General features: G+C 48.3%; 10 protein-coding genes. 8 read left to right on the top strand and 2 right to left on the bottom strand.

The annotated features are described in order from the left end of the window. Positions 1–8: 8 nt before the first annotated feature. Positions 9–1355 (bottom strand): 2-oxo acid dehydrogenase subunit E2, encoded by a 1347-nt coding sequence (locus tag JWJ90_RS06055; RefSeq protein WP_205226304.1) that lies wholly within the window; start codon positions 1353–1355, stop codon positions 9–11. A 732-nt stretch (positions 1356–2087) separates the two neighbouring features. On the opposite strand from JWJ90_RS06055, the gene JWJ90_RS06050 reads away from it, so the two are divergent. From JWJ90_RS06050 to JWJ90_RS06015, 8 genes are all read left to right on the top strand, one after another. Then, positions 2088–4124: a sigma-54-dependent Fis family transcriptional regulator gene (locus JWJ90_RS06050; protein ID WP_205226303.1), complete on the top strand. Its 2037-nt coding sequence runs from the start codon at positions 2088–2090 to the stop codon at positions 4122–4124. 262 nt (positions 4125–4386) lie between these two features. After that, a complete protein-coding gene (locus JWJ90_RS06045; RefSeq protein WP_205226302.1) occupies positions 4387–4608 on the top strand; it encodes a hypothetical protein in 222 nt (73 codons plus the stop codon). Positions 4609–4892: 284 nt separating this feature from the next. After that, positions 4893–5750 carry a YitT family protein gene (locus JWJ90_RS06040; RefSeq protein WP_205226301.1) on the top strand — a complete coding sequence of 286 codons (858 nt, stop codon included), beginning with the start codon at positions 4893–4895 and terminating at the stop codon, positions 5748–5750. A gap of 158 nt (positions 5751–5908) precedes the next feature. Continuing rightward, the gene (gene potA, locus JWJ90_RS06035; RefSeq protein WP_205226300.1) at positions 5909–7030 is read left to right on the top strand and encodes a spermidine/putrescine ABC transporter ATP-binding protein PotA; all 1122 of its coding nucleotides are present in this window, start codon (positions 5909–5911) and stop codon (positions 7028–7030) included. Next, the gene (locus tag JWJ90_RS06030) at positions 7020–7874 is read left to right on the top strand and encodes an ABC transporter permease subunit (protein ID WP_205226299.1); all 855 of its coding nucleotides are present in this window, start codon (positions 7020–7022) and stop codon (positions 7872–7874) included. The genes potA and JWJ90_RS06030 overlap by 11 nt, the downstream gene beginning before the upstream one ends. Continuing rightward, complete coding sequence (gene potC, locus JWJ90_RS06025) at positions 7871–8638, top strand: spermidine/putrescine ABC transporter permease PotC (protein ID WP_205226298.1); 768 nt, start codon at positions 7871–7873, stop codon at positions 8636–8638. Before JWJ90_RS06030 ends, potC begins: the two co-directional genes overlap by 4 nt. Continuing rightward, positions 8635–9675, top strand: coding sequence for an extracellular solute-binding protein (locus tag JWJ90_RS06020; RefSeq protein ID WP_205226297.1), 1041 nt, complete (start codon positions 8635–8637; stop codon positions 9673–9675). The genes potC and JWJ90_RS06020 overlap by 4 nt, the downstream gene beginning before the upstream one ends. Positions 9676–10177: 502 nt before the next feature. After that, positions 10178–10837 carry a YccT family protein gene (locus JWJ90_RS06015; RefSeq protein WP_205226296.1) on the top strand — a complete coding sequence of 220 codons (660 nt, stop codon included), beginning with the start codon at positions 10178–10180 and terminating at the stop codon, positions 10835–10837. A 628-nt stretch (positions 10838–11465) separates the two neighbouring features. Here JWJ90_RS06015 and JWJ90_RS06010 read toward each other — a convergent pair. Further along, positions 11466–12515 carry a porin gene (locus tag JWJ90_RS06010; protein ID WP_205226295.1) on the bottom strand — a complete coding sequence of 350 codons (1050 nt, stop codon included), beginning with the start codon at positions 12513–12515 and terminating at the stop codon, positions 11466–11468. Positions 12516–12810: the final 295 nt, after the last annotated feature.

Genomic DNA, 12810 nt, shown 5'->3' with positions numbered 1-12810 from the left:
CAGCGGCGTCAGGCCAGGATCATGGCCGGGTCTTCGAGGCAATCTGCCAGGCCACGGAGAAAATTCATTGCGGGAGCTCCGTCAACGACACGGTGATCGAAGGTCAGGCTTAAGGTCATCATGGTTCGGCTGACGATCTGGCCGTTTTCATCGACCGCCGGACGCACCTTTGTGCGGCCCACGCCAAGAATACCAATCTGAGGCGGGTTAATGATGGGGGTGAAACCATCCACACCCATCATGGAGACATTGGTGATGGTAAAGGTTCCGCCTTGGAGCTCATCCATGGTCAGGCCACCTTTCCGCGCTTTGCCTGCCACCTCGCGTATTTCGACGGCAAGCTCGGAAAGGGTCTTCTTCTCGGCATTTTTTACATGAGGCACGACCAAGCCCTCAGGTAAAGCCACGGCGATGCCAAGGTTGACCGTCTTGTGGCGAACGATGCCCTCATCGGTCAGCCAGGCGTTCATATAGGGGTACTTCATGAGGGTGCGGCTGACAGCCAGGGCAATGATATCGTTGTAAGATACACGCGGTATGTCTTCTTTCTTGGCATTTTTCGCCCGGACCTTGTCACGAAACGATTCCATTGCAGTGACATCGCACTCAACAAAGACAGAGAGCTGGGCCATGCCATGGAGGCTGGCCATCATGTTGTCCGAGATGACTTTACGCATACCTTCAAAGGGAATGATCTCGGGCTTTTCGGAAGAACAGGTTGTAGTCTGTTCCTGTTGAGCCGCTGGCTGCATGGCCCGCAGAAGATCGACCTTAAGGATTTTTCCTCCCTCGCCAGAACCGGTGATCTGGGAGAGATCGATTTCATGCTGACGCGCAAAGGCAATGGCCTGGGGTGCGGCGTTGTAGCTGTCGTACTCATCGGGCGCAGGGGTGTAGCCAAGGACATCTTTTTCAGTTACTCGACCATTGGGCCCGGTGCCGGTCACATCGGCCAGATCGATATCTTTTTCTTTGGCAAGTCGTCTGGCAATGGGAGAGGCGAGGACAAAGCCGCCTTCATTTTTTGCTTTGGCTTCAGCGGCTTTGGGGGCTGCGCCCTTGGCTGGAGCAGTGGAGGCGGTTTCTCCTGCACTCTCCGGGACATCGGGTGTCTCGCCATCGGCCGCAAGAATGCCCACCACCGTTTTTACGGCTACGGTATCTCCAGCCCCAACCAGAATCTTGAAAAGTACACCGTCACCAGTGGCCTCTACCGAATTGGTAATTTTATCTGTCTCAACTTCAAAAATAGGTTCACCTGCCTTGACGGTGTCCCCTTCGTTTTTTAACCATTTGGAAAGTTTTCCTTCCTTCATGGTCAGGCCCCATTTGGGCATAAGAATGTCTGTAGCCACAGTATCTGCCTCCGTTTTCTCAATCAGTCGGGTTTCGGCCCAAGGAGAACCGTTTCCCTCACAAGTTAGCTTTGTCCTTCCCGTGAAAAACCTCGAGAACGACGTTCCGAACTTCTAATCCTCTCATTTCAGGCGCATGAAATTCAGAATTATGACTCTTGACGATGCCATCAGCTTTGGCTGGTGCATGCAAAAAATTGCCTGCACCGGATTGAGCAAGAACCAGGCCAGACGAAGACGATCAATAAGGGATAATTGACTGCATTGACCTCTCTGAGCTGTCTTAAACGTTTTATGCGTTTACCGATTTTCTTTTAAAAATGAAGCACTCGTGTATATAGATGGATATATCCATATGAAAAATTTCAACTTTGACAAAACTGCAGGAGTGTTCAAAAATTGAACACCCTGTTGAATGATATTTACCGTGAATTTAAGCAAGTATAGGAGGGAGGTATTGCAAAAAAGCAATCACCCTGTTCGATATTCGAACAGTTGATATCTGATAAAAGTTAAAAATGATAAAAAAGGGAGGAATATTTTTAGAAACTATATTAAACAGGCCTTTACTTGCTTTGTTTTTTAGGATAGGTCACGCATTCGCCCCCCCCTAAAGGGAGAGGCCCAGACCGCCCCGAGAAGGAAGGCACGTAAGTGTTTCGAGATCGCTTACACGTTGCCAGGCAGTAGTTTTCTTCATCGCCGTCATTTTGATTGAACAGGTAGAAAGTCATGCACGAGCTCGTACGAAACAGGAATAAATTTACGATAACCCCATCCCTTAAAGACAAGATCGTTGTTAACCCTGGGGGGGTGATCGGGGCCTTTCCCTTTGAGCTTGAAAATGAACTGGAAAAATCCGTATGGAGTCAGTTTGTCACCAGCAAGAAACTCAATCAGGAGTACATCAAAACCAGCGTCACTGATTCCTGGAAACGCTGCCTGCATATGGGGGTGGACCCGTCAAGTAAACGATGCGAGCACTTCTGTGACCGCAGCAAACTCGACACAGAACACCATTTTTTGCGTGATGCCGTTAAAAATACGCCCAAAGATCTGTATTCCTACCTTGATAGCAAGGGACTGCTTTTCACAGTCAGTGATCGGTACGGCTACTTGACCGCAACCATTGGCTCCTATAAAACCTTGAGCATGGCTGATGGCATCGATTTTGGGCCTGAGGCAGATTGGAGTGAAAGAAGTGTTGGCACCAATGCCATTGGACTTGCCCTGACCAGTGGTCTCCCCCACCGGGTCATAGGCAAAGAACACTTTTGCGAAAGCCAGCATGGCTGGACCTGCTCAGCTGCCCCTATCTTTGATCTGCACGGGGTCCTACTGGGCAGTGTTGACATCTCGGGTCCTAATGAAAACGAGCATGATCGCTGCCTGGCTCTGGCTATGTATTATGCCCGGGCCATTGAGGCACTCTATATTCAGAAGCAGTGCATGGGGATGATAGGCACGGTTCTCAACCATAATGCCATCGGCCTGATTACGCTGGATCGGTATGGCAAGGTCTGTTACTGCAACCAGGCGGCAGCAGAACTTTTCGAGAGTTCTCTGCATAAACTCAGCGGAAAGGATGCCTCGAAGTGGTTTGACTTATCTCCGTTCTTTTCACGGCAGGCTCATGAAACGCTCTCCGATTCTTTTGCCATGGAGGAACTGCGCTGCCTGCATAACCCCACGTGGAACATTTATGCCACACCGTTGGTGAACAATTTTAATCACCTGCATGGACTAACCCTCTGCATCTATCCCCCGCTCAAGTCAAACAAACCTGCTGCCGCCAGGACGATTGACCATGACGATGGATTTGCGGGTATGATCGGTGAATCCGTGGCCTTTCAAAAGGTGGTTAAAACCGCAAAGCGGGTCTCTCCTACTGACACCACCGTGCTTATCACCGGCCAATCCGGAACCGGCAAAGAAGTCATGGCCAGGGCCCTGCATCGGGCAAGTCCCAGAGCGAAAAAGCCTTTTGTGGCAGTGAACTGTGGAGCTATCGCTCCGGAGTTGATTCAAAGCGAACTGTTTGGCTATGTGGAGGGCTCATTTACCGGAGCTTCCAAAGGGGGGCAGGCAGGAAAATTCGAGCAGGCATCGGGAGGAACGATCTTTCTTGATGAGATTGGCGAGATGCCCCTGTCCATTCAGGTGAATCTTTTGCGGGTGCTTGATGAGCATCAGGTAACCCGGGTAGGGGGAAAACGTTCCCTACCGATCGATGTTCGCGTGATTGCCGCAACCAACCGGAACATGGAAGCCATGGTTGAAGAGAGAACCTTTCGTAAAGATCTCTACTATCGCCTCCATGTAGTCAATCTGGTTCTGCCGCAACTCAACCAGCGGGAAACCGATATTCAGCTCCTTGCCGATCACTTTATTCAAGAGTTTTCCCAAAAACTGGACTGCCCCATTGATGCGGTCGATCCCGCATTTCGAGAGGCACTGGCGGCCTATTCCTGGCCTGGTAATATTCGTGAGCTTCGACACGTTATCGAATCCACCATGGTTTTACTTGAGTCCACCAAACTTTCTGTCGACACACTGCCACCTAAAGTTCAGGAGGCAATAATGCAACCACAAATTCCAGCGTCCAGTGGTTCACCTCAGTTCACCTCGCTTAATTTCGACGAGATACAGAAGCAGGCGTTACAGCAGGCTCTGGTCCAATATAACGGCAATGTCTCTCAGATGGCCAAAGCACTGGGAATTGGCCGCAATACCACCTATGCGAAATTAAAAAAATTTGGCTTGCTCTGACCTGCGCAGGCTCCCTTGCCGCAAAAACCATCACTCATGGCATAGCGCCACCTCCTTGCTGTTTTCCAACAAAATTATTTGCTTTTTATAAAAATAAATATCTTGAAAAAATTTCATTTTTCATTGACGGATTAAGCGGTGTATAGTGCCCACAAGAAGGTGGGTGCTGCTTTCCCCTTCACTGTGTCGAAGCTGACGCGTTGTGCCCCTTTGGGGTATGCGACCCATTTTTAGGGATTTTAACTTTCCTAAGGATTGACCAATGATTGATTATACTGAGGAAGAGGAAGACGTTCAGATTGAAGAATGTAAACTCTGTGGCGGTGATATCATCATCGAAGGTTTCAGTGAAGAGGATGATGCCGTCTATTGCAACGATTGTGAGGCCGAATACCTGATCGTTTCCTTGGACCCCATTCGCCTGCAACCTCTGGATGAGGGGGAGGATGAAGGCAGTGATTTTGACGATGAGTATGACGATTAGCCTTCTTGTCTTCGCTATGGTCCACTTACATCCTCTTCTCTGGATCCGTAACGGCGGGTGAAACTGAATAGCAAATAAATTAGTTTGAAAATTTTCGTATTATCAACTGAATATGCTATCCAGAGACCATCCGCCGTCACGGATTCAGGTCTTCTTGTACAACATGTATCGCAACCGGTGCCTGACTGAGATTCCTCTTTGTATATCCGGTGCATGCCCCCTGGCTATCGTATTGAGTAACCGATGTATATAATAATATGTTTTGATTTTGAGGTGGGACGCTCATGATACATCGTAATCCCACCTCTTCTATTTTATGGAATCTTGTTTTGCTCACCGCTGGTTCTGTGCTCTTTGCATTGGGTATTAACGGAGCAGTGATCAACAACTCCTTTATAACCGGCGGCCTCTATGGTGCGACACTGCTGGTCTATTATAAGACCCAGCTCCTCTCGCCTTCACTATGGTATCTTATTTTTAATATTCCTCTCTTTGTTTTGGGCTGGTTCTTCGTTGGCCGCCGTTTTTTTTGGTACAGCCTCTATGGCATGCTGGTGATCACTCTGGCAACCCAGTGGGTCACCTTTGATTTTCAGATTAAGGATCAACTCTATGCTGCCATTGCTGGTGGTATTGTCAGCGGTGCCGGTTCGGGTATTATCCTGCGCTCGATTGGTTCTGCAGGTGGACTCGATATTGCTGCGATCATGCTCAACACCCGTTTTAACCTAGGGGTGGGCAAGATCTATATGCTCTTTAATGTGTTGCTTTTCGGGTTAACCATCTCGTTTTACACTCCTGATATCATCATCGCTTCAATTATCCTTGTCTTTATTTCCTCGACCACGGTTGAGCATGTTCTCTCTCTTTTCAATCAGCGAAAAATCGTTTATGTGATCAGCGAAAAAAATGAGGCTATCGCCAAAACCTTTAGCGAGGTTCTGCGCCAAGGTGCAACCTTTATAAAAGCCAAAGGAGCCTTTAGTGGCAACGATCGCTTGATCCTCATGGCGATTACCAACAACCTTCAGCTAAAAAAGCTAGAAAATGCCGTGTTCAACGTTGATGAACATGCCCTGTTTATCGTCGAAAACAGCTTTAACGTTATTGGCTCAACGTTTGGGAAACGAAAAATTTATTAAGTCGTACCTCAATCTGTGAGCGCTCAGCGACCATCCGCAGTCACAGATGCAGTAAAATTATTGATGACTTTTTTCGTTGTTCTAGTCGTACAACGGATTAATTCTTTATATTCAATGACTTTGGGTCACCTTTTATTCGTGTGCGTGGGAGACTTTGGTTGGACAAACCGGTTATAGAACTCATTGAGGTGAATAAACAATACAACGGAGAGCAGGCACTCTCTGACATCTCCTTACGTGTTGCCGACGGAGAATTTCTCTCACTGCTGGGGCCATCCGGTTGTGGCAAGACCACCCTGCTGCGGCTGATCGGCGGATTTGAATCCTGTACCAGTGGTACCCTGCTGCTTGATGGCATGCCGGTTGAGGGAATTCCCCCGGAAAAACGCGCTGTCAATACGGTCTTTCAAAATTACGCGCTCTTTCCCCACATGAGCGTCTTTGATAACGTGGCCTTTGGGTTACGCATGGCCCGGAAAGCTCAGGACGAAATCAACGGCCTCGTTGCTCAGGCTCTCAAACGAGTACAGCTTACCGGTCGAGAACGTCGTCGCCCGTCTGAACTCTCAGGTGGCCAACAACAGCGGGTGGCCATAGCACGCGCCATTGTCAATCAACCTCGTGTCTTACTCTTGGACGAGCCACTCTCTGCCCTGGATCACCGCCTGCGCAAACAGATGCAACGCGAACTCAAGCGACTGCAGCGCACACTCAACATCAGCTTCATTCTGGTAACCCATGATCAAGACGAGGCCTTTGCCATGTCAGACCGGGTGGTGGTGATGCAGGGTGGGCACATTGAGCAGATTGGCACTCCCATGGAAATCTACGAAGAACCGGTCAATCTCTATGTTGCGGACTTTGTAGGAGATATCAATGTGCTTGACGGTGTAATCGAGCAACAGAGCGGACCGCAAACCTTTGCAGCCATGGTGGAAGGCGCCCAGGTCAGCTTGCGCAGTAAGCGGAATGTTACCCCAGGTCAACGGGTGCATGTGCTCTTGCGTCCAGAGGATTTTCGCTTGGAGCTGGAGCAAGACGTGGCCAAGTCCCGAGATCTTTTCGCCTCTTTTCACCAGGCAAAGCTCAAAGGAACCGTGCAACGCCTCTATTATCAAGGGGCAACCTATGATGTCGAGGTCACCCTTGAGGATGGAAAAACCGTTCAGGTAACGGAATTCTTCGATGAGGACAGTGAAGACCTCAGCTTCAAGCCAGGGGATAAGGTTATCCTTGGCTGGTACGAAGGGTGGGAGGTAGTGCTGCCCTATGAAAAATAGCTCCCGATTTCGACAGCTCCTTATTGGCTCGACCTACACCTGGATGGTTGTTCTGGCTCTCATCCCTTACCTGATCCTTTTTATTGCCAGTTTTCTTCTACCTGGAGATGATCAGCTCGTCCAATCCGGTCTGAGTTTTTCCAATTATCAGCATCTCATCTCCCCTGCTGTTTTCAGCATGGCTCGGTCCTCCATTCTTCTTGCCGGGGTGGCGGCTCTGCTCTGCCTGCTGGTGGGGTATCCCTTTGCCTATATTTTGGCGCAGTCCTCCGCAAAGGTGCAACCCCTCATGCTGCTGCTGGTCATGATCCCTTTCTGGACCAATTCCCTCATTCGCACCTACGCCCTGGTCATGATGCTCAAGGCAAACGGCGTCATCAACCAGGTACTCATGGCGCTTGGCCTGATTGAAATGCCCCTACAGCTGATGTACACCCAGACCGCGGTGTTTATCGGCCTCGTGTACACCCTGCTCCCCTTTATGATTTTGCCCCTCTATGCGGCGCTCAAAGCGGTTGATCCCCGCCTGGTCGAGGCAGGGCGAGATCTGGGAGCAAACTGGCTGAACACCTTTTTTCGTATCACCGTTCCCCTGACCACACCTGGCATTATAGCCGGGTGCATGCTGGTCTTCCTGCCTGCTCTTGGCATGTTTTACGTGGCAGATGTGTTAGGTGGTGCGCGCTCCATGCTTTTGGGCAACTATATTCGTGACCAGTTTCTGATCTACCGCAACATCCCCATGGGAGCCGCCGCCTCCGTAACCATGACTGTTGCCATGGGGCTGATGCTGTTGCTTTACTTTTTTGCCAGCAAGCGACTGAACAGGGAGGCGATGCAATGAGTCGCCGGCTCAAATGGATCTATGCTGGCCTGGTCTACGCCTTTTTGTATCTGCCCCTTGTGGTGGTAGCGATTTTCTCCTTTAACGATTCCAAGTATTCACTCGCCTGGCACGGTTTTACCCTGCGCTGGTACGAAAAGCTTTGGCATAACAGCAGTCTTATGTCTGCGGCACTGAATTCACTGCTCATTGCCGGTTGTGCAGCTACCCTGGCTACCCTGATGGGAACAGTGGCCGCCTTTATCATGCACCAATACCGATTCCCCGGCAGGAAACTGCTCTTTGGCAGTCTTTTTGTGATGATGATGTCACCGGACATCGTCATCGCCATCTCTTTGCTGCTACTCTTTTTAGCCCTGCATCTGCCCCTTGGTTTTCCGACTCTGCTCGTGGCCCATGCGGTGCTCTGCGTGCCCTTTGTCGCGACCACGGTCTACTCGCGCTTCCATGGCTTTCAGCGTGACATTCTCGATGCAGCCAAGGATCTGGGAGCCGATGAGTATCAGGTCTTTCGCTTTATAGTCATCCCGCTGGCATTACCCGCTGTTGTCGGCGGCTGGCTGCTCAGCTTTACCCTTTCGCTTGATGACGTCATTATCAGTTTTTTTACCACCGGCCCCGACTTCGAGGTACTACCGCTACGGATTTACTCCATGGTTCGTCTCGGGATAAAACCCGATGTTAACGCTCTCTGCGTGGTGATGATGGGCATCACCATAGTTGCCCTCGTTCTCTCAAGAACATTGCTTAAGGAGAAAGAATGAAGAACATTGTACAAGCTGTGCTCATGGCTGCGACCGTCTGGGCGCTAACGACCTCAGCTCTGGCCAGCGACAAGGTCCTTAATCTCTATATCTGGTCGGAATACATTCCCGATGAGGTGGTGGCTGACTTTAGTAAAAAAACAGGAATCAAGGTCAATATCTCTACCTATGATTCCAACGAAGCCATGTATGCCAAGGTCAAACTGGTGGGCAAAGGCTACGATATTGTTGTCCCCTCTTCAGACTTTGTCGGTCTGATGCGGCGAGAAGGCTTGCTTCTTCCAATCGACACCAAAAAAATTCCTCATTTCAGTTTGGTTGCGCCACGGTTCGTCAATCAGTCCTTTGACCCGAACAACGGTTATTCGATTCCCTACATGTGGGGCTCGACCTCTATTGCGGTCAATACCGAACTTTTGCCAAAAGAAACCATTACCAAGGCGGTTGATCTGTGGAAACCGGAACTCAAAGGGCGGCTGATAATGCCCAATGATCTGCGTGAAGTCATTGGCATTGGACTGAAAACATTGGGCTACTCCATTAACGAGACCAACCCTGAACACCTGGAAAAGGCCTATCAGCAGTTACAGAAACTTATGCCCAATATTCGCGTCTTTGACTCGGACTCCCCCAAACAGGCTCTCTTGGCTGGCGAGGTAGCCGCAGGGCTCGTCTATAATGGCGAGGCCTTTATCGCCAACAGCGAGAATCCTGCTATTACCTATATTTATCCGCCTGAAGGATTCAGTCTCTGGCTAGATAGTTTTTGCATCCCCAAAGGGGCTGAGCACCTTGAGGCAGCTTATGCCTTTATGGATTATGTACTTACCCCCAAGGTATCGGCCGCTATAAGCGAAGCCATGGGCTACTCTTCCCCCAATACCAAAGCCATTACTCTGCTCCCTGAGGCGATGAAAAAAAATAGCATCGTCAATCCCAGCCCTGAAATGGTTGCTCAAGGAGAATTTCTGGATCACCTTGATGCCGACACGCTGAAGCTCTATGAACAGTATTGGGTACAACTGAAAACCCACTAAAGATTTTTTATTTTCAAAGAGATAAGGTCGTCATCCGCTACGCAGGAGACGACCTTTTTTTATTGGCAAGTTATGTTGCCGACAGCGGGAACAACTGCCCAAGGTATGCAAAGCACACTAAAAATAACGCAAGAAGACAATATTGGCCGGCAAAAAGTATTCCTCAGGCCAACGGTTTCTGCTCATATCCGTTTGGTGGTTGTAAACATGGCTTGCTGCACTGGTTCGGTGACGTGTCATTCGTGCCGCACAGAGTTATAACTCTTTCCTAATCCTTTAAAAATATGGGTGAAATACAATTATAATTTACCGTCGATTAGTTATCCCGTAGTTACCAAATCGGGACTGATACCGGAACATGTTTTTCTTGTCAGAGTGTAGTGTTGGCAAGCAAATGAATTCGTATAGAGGTCATTACTATCGTCACAGGCATCCCGGTGCGTTGCTCACATTGAAGCATACCGCGTGAGGCCCAAACCCTTTTTTTAAGGAAAAACTCGTTATGAAGTTGTTTATTGGTTTCCTGTCCGCTGCTCTTTTATGTGTTGGTTCTCCTGCATGGGCCTCTGTCTCTATGGAGCTTCCCAGAACTATGACAGTTCTCGCCGTTAACGGTAAGGCAACAAATTTTACAAACAAAGTATCTTTGCAAAACGGTATGAATCAACTTGCTGTGAGGGTAATCAAAGATGTTGGCAAACACATGGATGCAGACATGGAATATTCTGATGTTTTTGTGGTGAAATTTAGCGCTGCCGATCAAGCACTTAAAATGACCATCCCTCGAATCAGAAGTGGACAGAGTATCAGACAATTCAATCAAGAACCAAATATTGCCGTAACCTCCCTCTCTGGCAAAAAAATAGAGATCGCCGTCGACAAACTCGAAAAAGAAGGTTTTCAGCTTTTGCGGGATTACGAGACCGAACTTGCAGCATTTAACCGGACCAATTCTCCAGCTGCCATGCCTGCCTACACTTCACAAGGCTTCTCCCAAGGAGCCTCGTCTTCCATGTCCCGTCACACTATGCCGCAAGTTCATGGCAAGGACATGGCTCCCCAAGGGGCACAACCAAATATGGCTGATGACATGTTGAAATACTGGTATATGCAGGCTGATGACGCCACCCGGGATAAGTTCAAGAGATGGATTAAAGAATAAATATTTGCTTGTCCCCAGATAGCTAACATCCTGTTGAGATAGACAAAGTCTCTCCCCTATTCCCCATTTATAGATTCTCCACCAGAGGGAGCTCTAAAGCATTTCTGCTTTTTAGAGCTCCCCATATCAATGGCAAGCGATCAGGGGGGGCCCCCTGAAAGAACTCGTATTATCGAAACTGTAAGCGGTTACTATCAATGTATTGGGAGTCTTGGAAAATTAAATTTTTCAATCAAGGTCAGGTAAGCGCCAGACTCCGCGAGATTGGAAAAAAAAGCAATTATTCGAGATTCCCTATTATTGTCTCGACACGTTGAACCTTCTTCATCTCACCTCTTTCCATTTTTTGATAGGAGGTCTAATGAGAAGTCACCTTCACGCAGTATTCACCGGGGTGATCGAGGAGTGGGGGGATAAAAGGGATTGTACGGGGAAGGATAGAAAAAAAGCTGGATGAGATTGACTGCCTGCCAGAACAGACACCCGAATCCGTGACGGCGAGTGGTCACTGAACAACGCATCTTTTTAATAAGACAACGTATTTTTGCAAATTCATGTATTGTTCAGTTGCACCCGCCGTAACGGTTTCAGGAGACAGGCAGTCAATTTATAACAGAGAAGCGAACTCTTAGAATTTAATGCGTGCGCCTACGAGATATCCCATATCGGAATTATCTTCATCGGTGTCTTGAATTTCAGCAAAAACGCTCACGTTTTTGTGTGCCGGAAATTTATAAGTGACATTGGCGTACCAAGCGGAAACATCTTCCTTTGCATCGGTATCGTAGTCAATCTGTTGAAAACCTGCGCCAATTTTAAAGGACTTAACAGGTACCCCGACATAAATATTTAAGAAATCATAATCATATTTATTGGGATCATCGACCACACTGTAATCAGCACCAACCTCGACAACTTTCGCGTCATAGGCAATACTTACACCATAGAGGTCAAGTCTGTCCTCGCCAACTACATTGGTGTCGAAAGAGGAGTACGCAGCCCCAATGGTGCAGCCGGAAAACTCAACGCTTGCAAAAATATCGGTGAACCCACCATTTTCAGAACTGTCACTGCTCTCAGCATCAAGCTCGTGAGAAACGATGACGGTAACCATATCGGCAAATTCAGCGCTGACCTTGAGCAGGTCGTCCCCCTCATCGACCTTTTCCTTATCAAAAACATCGTCTTTTAGGGGTGATTCAATGGCACCCTCAATACCGAATTCATCGGTCGCGCTATCGGTTTTACCAAAAACGAATTCAAAGTTTTCGTAGCCAAACCCGAGATAGGCCTCCTCAAGGTGCCCACGCTCATCGTCGTCTGATTCGTCGGCAGCCTTTTTAAATCCAAAATCCAGCTCACCGATGGCTCTCAGGCCGTTGCCCAAATCATAGGTAATGTTATTCTTGATTTCAAGGTCATCGTATTCTACATCGAGATCCTTGTCTTCACCGGCCTTCTGACGAAGCTGAATCTGCCAATCACCCTTCATCTTGTATTTCAGGCCATCCTTTTCATACAAGGTCATAGCCTGAGCCGAAACAATTGGCGCTGCAATGGACGCAACAGCCAATGCACATAATACTTTCTTCATTTCTCTCTCCAATTCTCTTTTGAATACTGTGTGTAGGACAGGCACCTCGATACAAGCAGTAAACGGTTTCCAGACCGCCTCCATTTGGGTGTGTCAACTACCTATAAATTTTCAGCTAAATGCTGATTAACGGTTGTTAATTAAACGGTGCGATTGTTAGTAATTCTGCAGGTATTCAATAGGAGAGCATTTGATTTCAGTCAGGAAAATCTTATAAAATCAAAAGGTTAGAGTTACCGTTGCGTTAAATGTTTTTTAGCGAATTGTTAAAAAGAGTGTGCAAAGACTAGCAAAGGATGGGGAGAAAGAAGAAAGTTGATAGACAACGGAAAATATGCGCAGAAAAAACTCCCTGAAGTTGGGTGATTCTTTCAAACTA

The organism is Desulfobulbus rhabdoformis, from assembly GCF_016919065.1.
Taxonomy (GTDB): domain Bacteria; phylum Desulfobacterota; class Desulfobulbia; order Desulfobulbales; family Desulfobulbaceae; genus Desulfobulbus; species Desulfobulbus rhabdoformis.
This window is presented reverse-complemented; position numbering and strand designations above follow the sequence as displayed.

Excerpts from the sequence above, each read along its gene's own strand:
- JWJ90_RS06050 (WP_205226303.1), top strand. The coding sequence starts at position 2,088 with ATGCACGAGCTCGTACGAAACAGGAATAAATTTACGATAACCCCATCC.
- JWJ90_RS06045 (WP_205226302.1), top strand. The coding sequence starts at position 4,387 with ATGATTGATTATACTGAGGAAGAGGAAGACGTTCAGATTGAAGAATGT.
- JWJ90_RS06040 (WP_205226301.1), top strand. The coding sequence starts at position 4,893 with ATGATACATCGTAATCCCACCTCTTCTATTTTATGGAATCTTGTTTTG.
- JWJ90_RS06030 (WP_205226299.1), top strand. The coding sequence starts at position 7,020 with ATGAAAAATAGCTCCCGATTTCGACAGCTCCTTATTGGCTCGACCTAC.
- potC (WP_205226298.1), top strand. The coding sequence starts at position 7,871 with ATGAGTCGCCGGCTCAAATGGATCTATGCTGGCCTGGTCTACGCCTTT.
- JWJ90_RS06020 (WP_205226297.1), top strand. The coding sequence starts at position 8,635 with ATGAAGAACATTGTACAAGCTGTGCTCATGGCTGCGACCGTCTGGGCG.
- JWJ90_RS06015 (WP_205226296.1), top strand. The coding sequence starts at position 10,178 with ATGAAGTTGTTTATTGGTTTCCTGTCCGCTGCTCTTTTATGTGTTGGT.
- JWJ90_RS06010 (WP_205226295.1), bottom strand. The coding sequence starts at position 12,515 with ATGGAGGCGGTCTGGAAACCGTTTACTGCTTGTATCGAGGTGCCTGTC.